We start from the raw sequence: 16801 nt of genomic DNA on the forward strand, positions 1-16801 counted from the left end.
AAGCGCGTTCACACACCGATTCCGACGGACTGCCGATCCTCGACTCCGAGTACCTTGCACGACGACGCCGCCTTGACCAAGATCTCTTCGTACTCCTCCGCCGGATCGGACAGGGCGGTAATCGCTCCGCCGACGCCGAAGTGAACGTGCGTGTCGGTGACCACCATCGTTCGGATCGCCACCGACAAATCGGCGGTACCCGACAACGAGAGATATCCGATCGCACCGGAATACACTCCGCGCGCGGTTCCTTCGAGTTCGTCGATGATCCCCATGGTCCTGATCTTGGGGGCTCCGGTCATCGATCCCGCCGGAAACAGCGCCCGAATCGCGTCGACGATAGTCGCATCTCGGCGCAGACTCCCCCGAACCGTGGACACCATCTGGTGCACCGATGTAAACGTCTCGATTCCGAAGAGGATCGGTACGTGGACTGTCCCCTGCTCGCACACCTTCGAGAGATCATTGCGAACCAGGTCGACGATCATCAGATTCTCGGCCCGGTCCTTCTCGCTCCGGGCGAGAGCACGGAGCAGTCTGTCGTCCTCGTCGGCCGTGGCGCCGCGCGGGCGTGTTCCCTTGATCGGTTTCGATTCCACTGTTCGGTCGGCCCCGACCCGGAGAAACCGCTCCGGGGAGGCGCTGACCACCGACAGTTCCGGGAACGACAGCAGAGCGGCATGCGGCACCGGGTGTAGTCGCTTGATATTGGCGAAGATTCGTGGTGCGTCGACGCCGAACTCGACGGTTGCCCTGTTGGTGAGACATACCTCGTACGTTTCGCCGGCGCTGATGAGTTCGAGGCACTCGCCGATCAGCGACTGGTACTCCGCCTCGCTGTTCCTCAGTTGGAATTCCGCTCCCGTCGGCCGCTCCGAGACAGCCGGTGGGCACACCGGGTCGACGGCCGCGTCTCGGCTTTCGATTGCGGCGGTCGCGGTCTCGAACCACGCATTGCTGCGCTTGTCGTTCGGGGCGGTGCTCAAACTCATGACGTACACACACCGTTGATCGTGATCGATCACCACGGCCCGGTCGGCAAAGATCAGGGCCGCATCCGGATGCCCGGACCGGTGTGCGCGAACTCCGCCGGTCTCCCCTTTCAGCTCGTAACCGAGGTAGCCGACGTAGCCGAGGTTGAAATCGAAGGGAAGAGTGCGGTCCGGTTCCACCGCGCGAAGGCGAAGTTGTGCGTCGAGGTAGTCGAAGAGCGATCCCGCAATCTGCTCGTCGGGCAGCGACTTCCGGCTGATGCGCACTATCGAGGCGTCGACGTCGTAGGTGATGTACTCGGCGTGGGGACCGGAACAGTCCCCCATGATGGTGAAGCGGGAGCCCGGTTCGGGTTGGGCGCTGCCGTCGAGCCAGAAGGTTCCCGGACCGCTTCCGAACAGGGCATGGAACAGTTGTTCGGGGTCCGGGTAGCGGTCTATCCGTCGATACTCGACGGCAAAGCACGGCTGGTGGCCGCGAGGTGGCGGAAGCTGTTCGCGTTCCCGGCACTGGGTGTGCGGTTCGACCGCACTCGGTGCCGTGAGATCCCGGAAATTGGCGAACAGTTCCTTCCCGTATTCGCTGGAGATCGATTCGGGATGGAATTGGACTCCCCAGAGCGGCCTGCTCCGGTGCCGCACCGCCATGACCAGACCGTCTGCCGTCGATGCCAGCACCTCGAGGACGTCGGGCAGGTCCACCGCAACGAGCGAGTGATATCGCACCACGTTCATCGGCGACGGGAGTCCGCGGAATAGGTCGTGGCCGGTGTGCACCATCGGCGAGAGTCTGCCGTGCACGGGCTGCGGCGCCCGCACGATGTCGGCCCCGAACAACGCGCACAGGCCCTGGTGTCCGAGGCAGACCCCGAGGACCGGCAACCCTGCCTCGGCGATGACGCGGGCGCCGATCCCGAAATCGGACGGCTCGGTCGGCGTGCCCGGACCCGGCGAGATGACTACGTTGTCATAGGCCGAGAAGTCGATCGATTCCCACGGCGCATCGTTCGGTACCACGGTCGGACGCACCCCGTTGACGGCGGCGAGCAGTTCGACCAGGTTGTATGTGAAGGAGTCGTAGTTGTCGACCAACAGGGTTCTGACAGACTGCACCATCCATACACCTCCGCTTTCGATGCGACGGACGGATCGCTGGAATACTTTTAGTATACCGTGTATTAACTACTAGTATATCACTAGTTGGGAGTACGGCCATGACCCACTCGATTCCACGTCTGCATCCCGGACGCTCCTTCCGTGACGCCACCGACTACCTCTACCGACTGCCCCGGGGAGCAAAGAGCAGCGGCCTCGCCCGCGCAGGCGAGTTCTACGACCGGTTGGGGACGCCTCAGGATGCGGTGCGCACGGTGCACGTGGCGGGGACTGCCGGTAAGGGCTCGGTGAGCACCTTCCTGGCGTCGATCCTGGACGCCCACGGCTGGCGGGTCGGCGCGCACCTGTCGCCGCATGTCCGTTCGATACTGGAGCGTTTCCAAGTCGCCGGCGCACCGATCACCGAGTGCGCGTTCCTCGACATCGTCGACCGCATCGCCCCGGTCGCCGAGGGCATGGCCGATTCGGACGTCGGGATGCCGACATTCTTCGAGGTGGCCAATGCCATTGCGTTCGCCCACTTTGCGAGCGTGCCAGTGGACTACTCGGTCATCGAGACCGGCATCGGCGGACTGCTCGACGCCACGAACACCATCCGCCGACCCGACAAACTCGCCGTGATCACCCGAATCGGGTTGGATCACACCGACATGCTGGGAGACACCGAATCCGCGATCGCCCGGCACAAGGCCGGCATCCTTCCGCGCGGCGGTCACGGCATCGCCCTGCGCCACCCCTCTCGTGAGGTGCGGCGCACAATCGCCACCGTGGCGCAGGAGCGTCGGTGCGTGCTCGATCAGCTCGACGATCGGGCGATCTCCTGCGACATCTCCGCCGCAGGCACGCACGTTCGATTGCACGACAGCGAGCCGATGAAACTCGGCCTGGAGGGCCGCCACCAGGGCGTCAACGCCGCTCTCGCGCTACGCGCCGCCGAGTTCCTCGCGGCCCGCGACGGCTGGTCTCTCGACCCCGCCAGGGTTCGAGACGGCTTGGCCGATGCCACCCTGCCCGGCCGGTTCGAGCGACGCACGACCGTCGACGGACAGCAGCTCGTGCTCGACGGTGCCCACAACGCGGTGAAGCTTGCCGCCCTCACGTCGACGCTGCAGGACCTCTATCCGGGGCAGCGCTTGACCTGGGTCCTCGCCTTCAAGGACGACAAGGATATCGACGCCGCTCTTGCCGCACTCGCGCCCTCTGCGGCAGGGATCGTGGCCACCGAGTTCCGCGAGACCGGCCGCGGAACCGGCGCGGCCTCCTGCATGCCCGCACGGAAAGTGGCGGAACGCGCTCGCGCGCACGGCTTGCGCTCCATCGCCGTCGAATGCCCCATCGAGGCGGTGACGATGGCGGGACTGGTCGCGGGCGACGCACCGGTGGTCGTCAGCGGCTCGTTCCTTCTTCTCAGCGCCGTCACGTCGGTCCTCGAACCGGCGCGGAGCGCACACCGCTGACACCGTCGACGGACACTTTCCGGAAGTTATCCGGACAATACTTGACCACACCCCCAACCTGACCTACCGTGGTACACATCACTGATATATCAATCTGCTGATTTGCCGCTCCGGTGGGTCGGCTTTGTCCTGCGAAGACCTCCTCACTCCCGCTCAGTACACCGAGGAACTCGGCGAAGCGGTATGAGCGCGCAGTCTTCCTGCTGCCTCCGCTGCTTCCACCGCGTGCCCTCGAGGTGCACAGACACAGGATTGTGATTCCATGACCATCAGCGTGTTCGACCTGTTCTCCGTCGGCGTCGGCCCGTCGAGTTCGCATACCGTCGGACCCATGCGAGCCGCCGCGCGATTCGTCTCCGACCTCCACACGCTCGGCGCTTTCGATGAAGTCGTCGACGTGCGAGTGGACCTGTACGGATCACTCGCGGCGACCGGCGCCGGGCACGGGACGATGTCGGCCGTGCTGCTCGGACTGGAGGGCTACCGTCCCGAGGAGATCGAGACCGAGAAGATGGAACAGCGGCTCGAGATCATCCGCAGCACCCGCCACATCTCGCTGGGCGGATCCCGCGACATCGCGCTCGCCGAGGACGAAATTGTTCTGCGCCCGTTGACCGTTCTTCCGTTCCACCCCAACGGGATGACCCTGACCGCCTACGCCGGCGGGAACGTCGAGGTCCACAAGGAGACCTACTTCTCGGTCGGCGGCGGCTTCGTCGTCACGGAGGCGGAGAGCACCGCGACCACCACCGCCGAGTCCCGTGGCCTGACGTACGGGTCCGCGAAGGAACTCCTCCAACTCTGCGACCGCTTCGGATACAGCATCAGCGAACTCATGCTGTCGATCGAACGGGAGTCGCGGTCCACCATCGAAATTTACGACGGGTTGCTGCACATCCGCGACGTGATGGTCGAGTGCGAGCAGCGTGGCATCTCCCGCGACGGATACCTGCCGGGTGCACTGCGGGTTCGCCGACGCGCCCGCGACTGGTTCCTGCGTCTGGATGGCGAAGATCCGGATCGTGCACCGGAATTCGCGGAGGACTGGGTCAACCTCGTGGCGCTTTCGGTCAACGAGGAGAACGCCTCGGGCGGCCGGATCGTCACCGCGCCCACCAACGGCGCCGCGGGCATCATTCCCGCCGTGTTGCACTACGCCGTGCACTACACCCCGGCGGGTAAGGCCGACCCGGACGGCACCGCGATCCGGTTTCTGCTCACTGCCGGTGCCATCGGGTCGCTGTACAAGGAGCGGGCCTCGATCTCAGGCGCCGAAGTCGGGTGCCAGGGCGAGGTGGGTTCGGCGGCGTCGATGGCCGCGGCAGGTCTGGCCGAGATCCTGGGCGGCACACCGGAACAGGTGGAGAACGCGGCGGAGATCGCGATGGAGCACAGTCTCGGCCTGACCTGCGATCCGATCGAAGGTCTGGTGCAGATTCCGTGCATCGAGCGAAATGCGATCTCGGCGGGCAAGGCCATCAACGCCGCCCGGATGTCGCTGCGCGGTGACGGTACCCACCGGGTCAGTCTCGACCAGGTGATCGAGACGATGCGCTCGACCGGCGCCGACATGCTCTCGAAGTACAAGGAGACCTCCACCGGCGGCCTCGCGGTCAACGTTCCCGTCAACTATGTTGAGTGCTGACCGGAAGGCAAGTTGCTTCACCCGTTCCGCGTTGACGAACCTGCTCATCACGCTCGACGCAGTTCTGTATCACCAGAACGCGACCCGGGCCGCCGAGCAACTCGGCGTCTTGCAGCCGGCCATCTCGGCAGCCCTTCGCCGACTGCGCAGGCACTTCGACGACGAATTGCTGCGGCGGGTCGGAAATCGGTTTCAGCTGACGCCCCTGGGAATGGAACTGCGCCTGCACACTCGACTCGTGCTGGACGGCGTCGAACGCGCGATTGCGGTTCGTCCCTGCCGCACCGGATCATCTGCCGCAGGCGGAGCAGATCTTGACCGCACTGGACTTGATGCTGGTGCCGGAAGACCTCGGTCGAGACCTGCCGAGTGAGGAACTGTTCCACGACGAATGGGTGATCGTGATGGACCGGCACCACCCGTCCGCACCGCACGGACCCTCGATCGACGACCTACAGGCCCTCCCGTGGGTGCTCGTCCGGCACAGTCGAACCCCGGCAGATTCCGCGGCGCAACTGTTGCGCCTGAGGGGGATCGAACCCTGGGTGCAGGTCAGCACGGAGACGTATCTGACGGTGCCGCCTCTGGTTGTCGGCAGCGACCGTCTGGCACTGGTCCCCACACGCCTGTTCGACGCCGCCGTCGACAGTCGTGGGCTGGTGAGCCGCCCGTGCCCCGTCCGCCTCGCACCCCTGGTCCAGCGCATGTGGTGGCATCGGGTCCACAACTACAATCCGCAACACCGCTTCCTCCGGCACGTCGTCATGACGACTGCGCAGGAGGTGGGTGGTGGCCGTCACCCGCGCATCTGCGGGTGACGGGCACGAGGGGCCGGTGGTCGCCGGTGCTCACATTCGGGGGGAGCCGTCGCGGATTGCCCGGTACCACTGCACGATCGCTTCGGTGGAACTGTCCACACTCTCGGCGACCCCGCCCCCACCGACTGCCCGGTGTAGTTGCAGGGCTTGATCCTTGCCGAGTTCGACGCCCCACTGGTCGAACGAATTGATGTTCGACAGCACACCTTCGGTGAAGACCTGGTGCTCGTAGAGCGCGATCAGCTGGCCGAGCACGCCGGGACTCAGCTCGGGGGCGAGAATCGTGGTCGACGGACGGTTCCCCGCCATCACCTTGTGGGGAATCAGGTCTTCGAGGATCCCGTCGGCGGCGAGATCCGCCGGGGTACGGCCGAATGCGAGCACTCTGCGCTGGGCGAGCAGGTTGCTGACCAGAACGTCGTGCATGCTGCCGCTGCCGTCGCTCAGCGGCAGGTCGGCGGCCGGTTCGGCGAATCCGAGGAAGTCGACCGGGACCAGGCGGGTGCCCTGGTGCAGGAGCTGGTAGAAGGCGTGCTGCCCATTGGTGCCGGGCTCACCCCACCAGATCGCCCCGGTGGAGACATCGGTCGGCGTCCCGTTCAGCTGCACGGACTTGCCGTTCGATTCCATCGCGAGTTGCTGCAGATACGCGGGCAGGGCTGCGAGGTCGTTGGCGTAGGGCAGGACCGCCCGGGTCTCGGCGTCGAAGAAGTTCGCATACCAGAAACCCAGCAGAGCGAGCAGGACCGGTGCGTTCGACTCGAGCGGCGCCGTCGCGAAATGCCGGTCCACGGTGTGCATGCCGGCGAGGAAGTCGCCGAACGCACCTCGTCCGATCGCGAGCATCACCGGCAGGCCGATCGCCGAGCCGATCGAGTAGCGGCCACCGACCCAGTCCCAGAACTCGAACATGTTGGCCGGGTCGATGCCGAACTCGGCCACCTTCGCCGCGTTGGTGGACACGGCCACGAAATGCCGGTCGACCGCGTCCTCCCCGAGCGCGCCGATGACCCAGGACCGGGCCGCGGTGGCGTTGGTGAGGGTCTCGATCGTCGTGAAGGTCTTCGACGCGACGACGAACAGGGTGGTCGCCGGATCGAGGCCGTCGAGGGCAGCCAGCAGGTCTGCCGGATCGACGTTGGAGACGAACCGCACCGACAGATCGGGGTGGGAGTAAGGGCGCAGCGCCTGGCACACCATCCGCGGGCCGAGGTCGGATCCGCCGATCCCGATGTTGACGACGGTGGTGATGCGCCGGCCGGTGGCTCCCCGCCACCGGCCGCTGCGCACCCGGTCGGTGAAGGTGGCAATCCGGTCCAGCACTCGATGCACGTCGGCGACGACGTCGCGCCCATCCACAGACAGTTCCGCAGATGCGGGCAGCCGCAACGCGGTGTGCAGGGCGGGCCGGTTCTCCGTGGTGTTGACCGGGTCTCCGCGGAGCATGCAGTCGCGGTGGTCCTCGAGACCGACGGCACGGGCCAGCGCGACGAGCAAGGGCAGCGTGTCGCGGTCGATGCGGCTCATGCTGTAGTCGATGAATAAATCACCGGCGGTGACCGTCAGATCCCTGCCGCGTCGGGGGTCGGCGCCGAACAATTCCCTCAGATGCACCGAGGCGATGTCACCGTAGTGGTCCTGCAGGCGCTGCCATTCGAGAAACGCTGTGATGCTCGGTGATACGGACGTCGCGGTCACGGGTTACGCGACCTCGACAGGCTCGGCGCTGCTGACGGCGTGCCCTCCGAACTGCCGGCGCAGCGCGGAGACCGCCTTCATCGCCGGGGAGTCGTCCTGACGGGACGCGAACCGGGCGAACAGTGCCGCGGAGATCACGGGGGCGGGGACGGCGTGGGCGATCGCTTCCTCGACCGTCCACCGGCCTTCACCCGAGTCCTCGGTGTACCCGGAGATCGAGCCCAGCCCCGGGTCTTCGGACAGGGCCTGGACGAGGAGGTCCAGCAGCCAGGAGCGCACCACGGTGCCCTGCGACCAGGCCCGCAGCACCGCCGGGACGTCCGCGATGGACTCCTCGGCCGCGAGGAGTTCGTAGCCTTCGGCGTACGCCTGCATGAGCCCGTATTCGATCCCGTTGTGCACCATCTTCGCGTAGTGCCCGGCTCCGATGCCGCCGGCATGGACGAACGAGTCCGCACGGTCCCCTTCGGGACGGAGGGCGTCGAAAATCGGTAGCAGCCGGGCGATGTCGTCTTCGTGGCCACCGGCCATGAGCGCGTACCCGTTCTGACGTCCCCAAACGCCGCCGGAGACGCCGCAGTCGACGTAGCGGACGTCGTGTTCGGCGAGCAGGGCTGCGTTCACCTTGTCGTCGGTGAACCGGGAGTTGCCGCCGTCGACGACCACGTCGCCGGGGGCGAGGAGCCGGGAGAGTTGCTCGATCACCTGGCGGGTGGGCGCGCCGGCGGGCACCATCACCCACACCGCCCGCGGTGCGGGAAGGGCCTCGACGAGGGCCTCGAGGCTGCGGACGTCGCTGACGTCGGGATTCGGATCGTAGCCGACGACGTCGTGCCCCTTCTCACGCAGACGTTCGCGCATGTTCGATCCCATCCGACCGAGCCCTACCACACCGAGTTTCATCGTCACCGTTTCACTTTCGCCGTCGATCCGTCGAGTACCTGCTCTATGTGTAGTGCCGCGCGACGCCTGGTTCACCTGACCGGATGGGGAGCCGCTACTGGTCACCCGGCCAAGTGCTTTCGCCGCTCGCCGCTCCGACACTGATAGCCGACGCATTGTCCGAATGCGCCTGTCGAGGAGCGAATGTACGGAGTGCAGCAGAAGTGACCGTGTCTGAAGTGCAGCAGAGCGTCCCGCTCACAAGCGAAGTCGGTGGCCGCGTCGGCGGGGAACTGGTGATCGGTGACATCGGCCCGGTGGCCGACTTGTCTTCGCTGGTGATCTTCGGCATCACCGGTGATCTGGCCCGCAAGAAACTGGTTCCCGCAATCTACGATCTCGCTCATTGTGGTCAGCTACCCGCGGGGTTCGATCTCGTCGGATTCGCCCGCGATGCCGCGAACAGCGAGCCGGTGTTGCGGGAGTCGGTGATCGCTCATGCCCGGCGGCCGTTCGACCCCGCGGTCTGGCAGGCCCTGACGCAGCGCATCCACCTGGTCGAGGGGTCGTTCGACGATCCGGGCGGGTTCACGCAGCTGGCTTCGCTGTTGGCCGTCCTCGATCAGCGCCGCGGCAAGCCGGACAATTACGTCTTCTACCTGTCGGTCCCGCCCTCCGCTTTCGCCACCGTGTGCGGCCGGCTCGCGGTCGTCGGGTTGAATCGGCCCGCACGCGGGTGGCGACGGGTGGTGGTCGAGAAGCCGTTCGGTCACGACCTGCCGAGCTCCCGGGCGCTCGAGGTCGTACTGGCACAATATTTTCCACCGTCGTCGATCTACCGGATCGACCACTATCTGGGCAAGGAAACGGTACAGAACATCCTCGCGCTGCGGTTCGCGAACGGGATGTTCGAACCGCTGTGGAACAACCGGCACATCGACCACGTGCAGATCACGATGGCCGAGAGTGTCGGGGTGACCGGACGGGCCGGGTATTACGACGGCGTCGGTGCCGCCCGCGACGTCATCCAGAACCACCTACTCCAGTTGCTGGCGCTGATCGCCATGGAGGAACCCGTCGGCTTCGACGCCGACAGCATCGCCGCCGAGAAGGTCAAGATCCTCTCCGCCACCGAACTACTCGGACCCCTGGATCAGACGTCGGCCCGCGGCCAGTACGGGCCCGGCATCGACGACGACGTTCGGCTCCCCGGCCTGACGGAGGAGGACGGGTTCCCTGCCGACTCGTCGACGGAGACCTTCGCCGCCCTGACCGTCGGGATCACCACTCGCCGCTGGGCGGGAGTGCCGTTCTACATCCGCACCGGAAAACGGCTGGCGCGCAGGGCCACCGAGATCGCGGTCACGTTCACGCCACCCGCTCACGGGTCGCCCGCGGCCCGCGCCGCCGGGGTCTCGAACGTCCTCGTCTTCCGCGTCCAACCCGACGACGGGATCGAATTGCACATCGGCGCCAAGCGCCCGGGGGGTGGCATGCAGATCCAGCCGGTGAGCTTGGGCATGGACTTCCGGTCGGTGTTCGACCCGGCGCCGGAGGCGTACGAGCGGCTGATCGGTGACGTCCTCCGCGGGGACGGGACACTGTTCCCCCGCCGCGCGGAAGTCGAGCACTCCTGGCGGATCATCGACCCCCTCCTACAGCACTGGGCCACGGCCGGCCGGCCGGACACCTACCCGGCAGGCACCTCGGGCCCCGCGTCCGCCGACGACATCCTGAGCCGCTCCGGCCGGGTGTGGCGCACGCTCTAGTTTCAGCCCCACGTGAGTGCCAAAGTGTGCCCCGGCACGCTTTGGCACTCACCTGTCTCCGGTAGTTCCCGGGCACGCGAAATACCCTGAGCAGCGATCCTGCTCAGGGTATTTCGGGTGCCGAAGACTACTTGGCGAGTGCGTCCTTGAGGGCCTTCGCTGCAGCGGCCGGGTCGGCGGCGCTGTAGATGGCGCCACCGGCGACGGCGACGTCCGCACCGGAATCACGGACGGCCTTGATGGTGTCGACCTTCACGCCACCGGCGATCGAGAACGGGACGCCGGCGATCTTGCCGTCGTCGAGCAGGGTCTGGATCGAGTACCCGGGCTGGGCCTGCTCGTCGAGACCGGCGTGGATCTCGACGAACGCGACACCGAGCTTGGCGATCTCGCGGGCCCGCTCGACACGGTTCTCGACACCGATCAGGTCGGCGACGACCTTCTTGCCGTGCTTCTGACCGGCCTCGACGGCACCCTTGATGGTGGCGTCACCGGCGGCACCGAGGACGGTGACCAGGTCGGCACCGGCCGCGAACGCGAGGTCGGCCTCGAGGAAACCGGCGTCGGCGGTCTTGAGGTCCGCGAAGACCTCCTTGTCGGGGTGCGCAGCCTTCACAGCGCTGATCACACCGAGGCCGGCGCTCTTGATCAGCGGCGTGCCCAGCTCGATGATGTCGACGTACGGGGCCACCTTGTTGGTCAGCGCCAGCGCGTCCGCGGTGGTGAGAAGGTCGACTGCTACCTGCAGCTTCGTCATGTATTTCTCCTGTTTCTTTCTTGGGGGGTTCAGGGGTGGTGCTGGTTCAGCCGATGTTGGCGTGGCGTTCCCACAGCCGTTCGGCGGTCTGGTCCGCGTGCGACCACAGCGCCTGGAACAGCGCGTCGAAGGCGAGGAGGACGGACTGCTCGAACAGGCTGCCCGCGTACTGCGCGGTGATCGCGGCGCTGTGGTCCTGCTTGTCGGCCGCCGGGAGCACCAGGATCTCGTCGGCCCGCTGCGCGAGCGGCGACTCGGCGGCCGTGGTGACCGCGACGACGGAGGCGCCGACCTTCCGGGCGGTGTCGGCGGCCCCGATCACCGAGGCGGTGGTCCCGGACCCCGACACCGCGATCAGGACGTCGCCCGATCCGACGGCGGGGGCGGTGACCTCACCGGCCACGTGGACGCGCAGGCCGAGGTGCATCAGGCGCATCGCGGCCATCTGCACGGCCAGGCCGCTGCGTCCGTTGCCGATCACGAACACCGCGCGGGCGGAGGTGATCAACGCGCCGGCACGGTCCCACTGTTCGGCGGCAACGGAATTGAGCAGCCGTTCGTTCTCGTCCAGCACGATGCGGCGCCCATCGTCGAACCGTGTTCGAGTGTCTTCGATGGTGACGGTCATGATCCTCCTCGGTATAGCGGGTCCGGTCGTGGAGACAAGATTGCCGAGCCCGCACCCCGACGGCACCCGGTCGCTCGACGAGTGCGCGCTGGCCGGATGGCCAGTGCCGCCGCACACCGATCGGCCCTACGGTGGATGCCGTGGTAAGCGTCGAGGACACCGATCGGAAGCAAGCGCAGTCGTGGGCGGACATGCGCGCCGTGATCGCGGGCCCGCTGCCGGACATCGCGGCGCGTTTCTCCCGGTATCTGACCTCACTGTGGTCACATGACGCGCTCGTGATCTTCACGTGTGAATGCACCGGGCGACCACGGAAGGTCGCCGGGAACCGGGAGATCGTCGACCGCGTCACCATCGACGAACTCGACGCCCTGAAGAAGTCGGCCGACCTCGGCACGGTTTTCGACGGGGTCCAGATTCTCGGAGGGGCCCGGCGCCCGCTCTGGGTGGTGCGCGATGCCACCGACACCCTGCTGGTCGTCGTACCCAAGCGGGTCCAACCCGAACCGCCCGACCCGGACCTGATCGTGGCGCTGTTCGGGATCGTCGCCACCTCGATCCGTCAGCAGGTCGCCCAGGCCAGCCCCGACTACCTCGCCGAGTCCCGCGCCGCGTCCAGTGAACGGGCCCGCACCATCGCCGAACTCACCGAGATTCACGACGCCACCCTGTCCTCGATCCTGGGGACACTGCGATCGAACGACCTCGACGATCGCCGCTCCCGCATCACCGCCAGCGAGACGGCGTCGGCGGCGTTGATCGCGCTGCGATCGGCGGGCGATGCCGACCGCGCCCTCTCCGAGGAGGCGGTCACCACCGCGTTCGCCCGGCTACAGGGAGAACTACGTCCGCTGCTGCGGCATTGCGAGGTCGAGATCGACTACGTCGAACCCCCGGCGGACGGGCGACCGCTTCCGGGCGAGATCGCGCATGCGGCCAGGGCGATGGTCCGCACCATCGTCCTGGCGTTCGGGGCGCAACCGGTGCTGGCCCGGCTGCGGGTCGCGTGGGACTGCGACGGCGACAACGTGCTGCTCGAGGTCCGAGATCAGGGCTCCGGAGCGATCGACGGCGGCGCCCTCACCCGGCAACTGGCCGGGCGGCTGCACACCCTGCGCGGGCGCGTCGACATCGAAAGCATCGCCGGGTGGGGTAGCCGGGTGTCGCTCGTGATTCCGCTGGATCCCCCGGCCGCACGCCCGGACGAGCACCTGCTGTCCACCCTCAATCCCCGGGAACTCGAGGTCCTCGCGCATCTGACGGTCGGCAAACGCAACAAGGCCATCGCCTCGGAACTGGGCATCAGCGAGAGCACGGTCAAGTTCCACGTCGCCAGCGTGCTGCAGAAACTCGACGTCACCAACCGCGGCGAAGCCGGTGCGATCGGAATTCGCGCGGGCATTTCGCCCGACGCAGCGATGGTCACCGGCGCGCGACGGTAGCGGGAGGCGCTCCCACCTCGGGATCGGAAAATCCGGATCGGCGGTCGTCCGTCCCGGGTCGCCGCGCGGGTTGGCGGACTATCCTGGGGGAAGCGTGTCAGAGGTGGTGCAAGCCTATGGCGGATGATCGGTGGGCCACGCAGCGCGAGCCGGATATCGCGGTGGAACTGTCCGCCGCCGGCTTCGACGACGCCGTGGAGATCGGACGGGGCGGGTTCGGGGTCGTCTATCGCTGTGTGCAGGAAGATCTCGACCGCACCGTTGCCGTCAAGGTCCTCACCACCGACCTCGATCGCGAGAATCTCGCCCGCTTCGTGCGCGAGCAACGCGCGATGGGCCGCATGTCCGGGCACCCCAATATCGTCGATCTGTATCAGGTGGGCATCACCCGGAGTGACCGCCCCTTCCTGGTGATGCCGTATCACGAACACGGATCCCTGGACGCACAGATTCGCACGACGGGTCCGATCGGGTGGGAATCGACCGTTCGGCTCGGGGTGAAGATCGCGGGCGCACTCGAGACCGCTCACCGTGCGGGCACGTTGCACCGGGACGTCAAACCGGCGAACATCCTGCTGACCGAATACGACGAACCGCAACTGACCGATTTCGGTATCGCCCGGGTGTCCGGTGGCTTCGAGACCGCCGCCGGGTCGATCACGGGTTCCCCGGCATTCACCGCGCCCGAGGTGCTCGAGGGCCGCCCGCCCACCGTCGCCTCCGACGTGTACAGCCTCGGAGCAACACTGTTCTGCGCACTCACCGGACATGCCGCGTTCGAACGCCGCAGCGGTGAACAGGTCGTCGCCCAGTTCCTCCGGATCTCCTCGCAGCCGGTCCCGGACCTGCGCGACACCGGCATCCCGAACGACGTGTGCGGAGCACTGGAACGGGCGATGGCCCGGTCCGTGGAGAAACGTCCCGGCAGCGCCGCCGAATTCGGCGACCAACTACGCGTCACCGAACGCACACACGGGATGGCAGTCGACCACATGCATGTGCCCGCCCAGAGAACCCCGCGACAGCCACCCGGCAAGAACGCCGAGGCCACCGAGGCCGCGCCACCGCTCGCACCGAAGCCGACACCGCGTCCCTACCCGGTGCAGACGCCACGGACGCCACCGGTCCCGCTGACCAAGTTCCGCCCACCGACGACCACCCGGAAACTGGTGCGGCGTCACCGCCTGCTCGACGAACTCCGGGCGAGCCGGGGCTGCCGGCTGACCCTGGTCCACGGTCCCGCCGGGTTCGGCAAGAGCAGTCTGGTCGCGCAGTGGCGGGACGAACTCGTCGCCGCCGCAGTCACTGTCGCGTGGCTGACGGTGGACTCGGACGACGACAATGCGGTGTGGTTTCTCTCGCACCTGATCGAAGCGATCCGGCGGGTGCGGGCGGAAGTGGTCGGCGATCTCGGGCAGGCACTCGAGGAGCAGGGGCAGTCGGTCGAGCGATTCGTGCTCACCTCGCTGATCAATCGACTGCACGAGAGCGGGGATCCACTTGTCGTCGTGATCGACGACTGGCATCGGGTCACCGCGCCGACATCGATCGCGGTGATGGAATTCCTCCTCGACCACGGCTGCCACCACCTGCAGATCATCGTGGCCAGCCGCAGCCGGTCCGGACTGCCGTTGAGTCGCATGCGCGTGCACGACGAACTCAAGGAAATCAATTCCACAGCACTGGGATTCGACTTCGCCGAATCCAGGGACTTCTTTGCCGAACGAATGCAGACACCCCTGACCGACTCCGACGTCGAGGAGCTCCGAGCCTCGACCGACGGATGGATCGCGGCGCTCCAATTGGCGTCGCTGTCCCTGCGGGAATCCGGCGGCCCGGACACTCTGCTCGAACGGTTCCGCGCCGGAACCGACACCCTGGGTGAGTATCTCGCGGAGAACGTCCTCGACGCACTCGAACCCGACCTCCTCGATTTCGTTCTCGCAACCGCAGTTCCGGAACGGGTGTGCGGCGAATTGGCGTCGGCCCTCGCCGACATCCCCGACGGCGCAGCGCGGCTCGAGCAGGTCGTCGCCCGCGATCTGTTCCTCGGCCGGGCGGCCGAGGACCGTAGGTGGTACCGCTATCACCACCTCTTCGCTCAGATCCTGCGCCAGCGTCTCGAGCGCGATCACCCCGACCGGATCGCGGCGCTGCACCGGCGAGCGGCCTCCTGGTTCCGGGAACGGCACCTCCTCGGAGAGGCCCTCCACCACACACTCGCGACCGGTGACCGAACCGCCGCGGTCCGGCTCCTCGAAGACGACAGCCTGTATCTCCTCGACCGGTCGCAGATGTCGACGCTGCTCGGCCTGATCGACAAGCTGCCCGCCGATTGGGTGCTGTCCAGTCCCCGATTGCAGCTGACGATCGGGTGGGCGAACACCGAGCTGCAACGGCTCGACGTCGCAGCGAACGCACGGCGCCGCACGCTGGAGCTACTCGACACTCTCGACCTTCCCGACGACGAGCGCGCCCAGCTCCAGGTGGAAGCCAACGTCCTGCAGGCCGATATCAGGATCACCGCCGATCATGCGGCGGGTGTCAAAGACCTTGTCGCCGAATGCCTGACCCACGCCCACGACCATCATCCGTTCGTGGTGTCGTTGGCGGCACTGATCGCCACCATCGTCGACACGTACGAGTTCCATTTCGACGAGGCGTACGACAGGCAGACGTGGGCTGCCCCGTACCACCGGAAGACCACCGGGCCCTACTCCGTGGCGTACGGGTACTGTTTCGCCGGCATGGCGAGGGCGGAGCAGCTCGATATCGCCGGGGCGAGCGAGCTGTATCACCGGGCGTTCGATCTCGTGCGGGAGGCCGGCAACACCCAATCCCAGCACGCGCGACTCACCCGTGCGCTGCTCGCCGAGGAACTCTATCTGCAGGACAGGATCGAGGAGGCGGCCGAGCTACTCGGCGAGACCTCCGACGCCGCGTCACTGGGTGGTGCGTCCGATTTCATGATTCGCCATTACTGCCTGGGCGCACGGATCAGATCGGTACGCGGCGACCACGCGAGCGCGGGATCCCTACTCGACGAAGGCATCCGCACCGCGCACATCCTGTCCCTCCCCCGACTGCGCGCAGCGGTGGACGGTGAACGGGTGCGGCTGGGATTGCCGCCTCGGCCCCGTTTCGTCCCGGTCACCCGCGGAACGCGCCGGGAACCGGTGGACGGCATCGAACGCGTCACCGCCGAACTGGAGGACGAGTCCGCAATCCTGCTACTCGTCCGCAGTGGCGACGCCGAGCAGATCCGTATCGCCTGCGAGTGGGCCGGCGACTGGTTGCGTGCCCTCGAAGGAACCGAACGCGCCATGGCGCGACTCCACGCCGGCCGGCTGCTCGCCACGTGCCTGTGGGCGGCCGGGCGGGCGGATGACGCCCACGAGGCGCTACTGCCCGTCGTTGCGCACTGTGCCCGGCACGGCCTGATCCGCTTCCTCCTCGACGGCGGACCGGAGACGGTCACCGCGCTCCGATCCCTCCGTGAACGACTGAGTGCGACTGGTGGGGAAGAGCATCCGGAGATCACACCGAGTTTCGTCGACAGAGTACTCGGCTCACCAGCCTGAACGAGCGCATCACGGG

Annotated in this window: 12 protein-coding genes; 7 read left to right on the top strand and 5 right to left on the bottom strand. The window is 67.0% G+C overall.

Annotated features, from left to right (window positions below; all coding sequences use genetic code 11):
- Positions 1-8: 8 nt before the first annotated feature.
- On the bottom strand, positions 9-2108 hold the full coding sequence (pabB, locus tag JWS14_RS16805; protein ID WP_206013846.1) for an aminodeoxychorismate synthase component I: 2100 nt from the start codon (positions 2106-2108) through the stop codon (positions 9-11).
- A gap of 98 nt (positions 2109-2206) precedes the next feature.
- Here pabB and JWS14_RS16810 point away from each other — a divergent pair, with 98 nt between their 5' ends.
- From JWS14_RS16810 to JWS14_RS16825, 4 genes are all read left to right on the top strand, one after another.
- Positions 2207-3565 (top strand): bifunctional folylpolyglutamate synthase/dihydrofolate synthase, encoded by a 1359-nt coding sequence (locus tag JWS14_RS16810; protein ID WP_206013847.1) that lies wholly within the window; start codon positions 2207-2209, stop codon positions 3563-3565.
- A 262-nt stretch (positions 3566-3827) separates the two neighbouring features.
- Complete coding sequence (locus tag JWS14_RS16815; protein ID WP_206013848.1) at positions 3828-5210, top strand: L-serine ammonia-lyase; 1383 nt, start codon at positions 3828-3830, stop codon at positions 5208-5210.
- A complete protein-coding gene (locus tag JWS14_RS51745) occupies positions 5197-5583 on the top strand; it encodes a LysR family transcriptional regulator (RefSeq protein WP_420855115.1) in 387 nt (128 codons plus the stop codon). The genes JWS14_RS16815 and JWS14_RS51745 overlap by 14 nt, the downstream gene beginning before the upstream one ends.
- Positions 5525-6028 carry a LysR substrate-binding domain-containing protein gene (locus JWS14_RS16825; RefSeq protein WP_206013850.1) on the top strand — a complete coding sequence of 168 codons (504 nt, stop codon included), beginning with the start codon at positions 5525-5527 and terminating at the stop codon, positions 6026-6028. The genes JWS14_RS51745 and JWS14_RS16825 overlap by 59 nt, the downstream gene beginning before the upstream one ends.
- Positions 6029-6058: 30 nt before the next feature.
- Here the strand turns inward: JWS14_RS16825 and pgi are convergent, their stop codons facing one another.
- The gene (pgi, locus tag JWS14_RS16830; protein WP_241031372.1) at positions 6059-7726 is read right to left on the bottom strand and encodes a glucose-6-phosphate isomerase; all 1668 of its coding nucleotides are present in this window, start codon (positions 7724-7726) and stop codon (positions 6059-6061) included.
- A 3-nt stretch (positions 7727-7729) separates the two neighbouring features.
- Positions 7730-8635: a phosphogluconate dehydrogenase (NAD(+)-dependent, decarboxylating) gene (gene gnd, locus JWS14_RS16835; RefSeq protein ID WP_259375862.1), complete on the bottom strand. Its 906-nt coding sequence runs from the start codon at positions 8633-8635 to the stop codon at positions 7730-7732.
- Between the two features lie 197 nt (positions 8636-8832).
- Here gnd and zwf point away from each other — a divergent pair, with 197 nt between their 5' ends.
- Positions 8833-10377 carry a glucose-6-phosphate dehydrogenase gene (gene zwf, locus JWS14_RS16840; RefSeq protein ID WP_241031373.1) on the top strand — a complete coding sequence of 515 codons (1545 nt, stop codon included), beginning with the start codon at positions 8833-8835 and terminating at the stop codon, positions 10375-10377.
- Positions 10378-10504: 127 nt separating this feature from the next.
- On the opposite strand, the gene hxlA is transcribed toward zwf, so the two are convergent.
- Both hxlA and hxlB read right to left on the bottom strand, forming a co-directional pair.
- Positions 10505-11134: a 3-hexulose-6-phosphate synthase gene (hxlA, locus tag JWS14_RS16845; RefSeq protein WP_206013852.1), complete on the bottom strand. Its 630-nt coding sequence runs from the start codon at positions 11132-11134 to the stop codon at positions 10505-10507.
- A 46-nt stretch (positions 11135-11180) separates the two neighbouring features.
- Entirely contained in the window at positions 11181-11762 is a 582-nt protein-coding gene (gene hxlB / locus JWS14_RS16850; RefSeq protein WP_072946763.1) for a 6-phospho-3-hexuloisomerase, read from the bottom strand.
- 191 nt (positions 11763-11953) lie between these two features.
- Here hxlB and JWS14_RS16855 point away from each other — a divergent pair, with 191 nt between their 5' ends.
- Entirely contained in the window at positions 11954-13204 is a 1251-nt protein-coding gene (locus JWS14_RS16855; RefSeq protein WP_206016065.1) for a helix-turn-helix transcriptional regulator, read from the top strand.
- Between the two features lie 116 nt (positions 13205-13320).
- A complete protein-coding gene (locus JWS14_RS16860) occupies positions 13321-16785 on the top strand; it encodes a serine/threonine-protein kinase (RefSeq protein ID WP_206013853.1) in 3465 nt (1154 codons plus the stop codon).
- Positions 16786-16801: the final 16 nt, after the last annotated feature.

The sequence above is a fragment of the Rhodococcus koreensis genome, from assembly GCF_017068375.1.
Lineage (GTDB): Bacteria > Actinomycetota > Actinomycetes > Mycobacteriales > Mycobacteriaceae > Rhodococcus_F > Rhodococcus_F koreensis.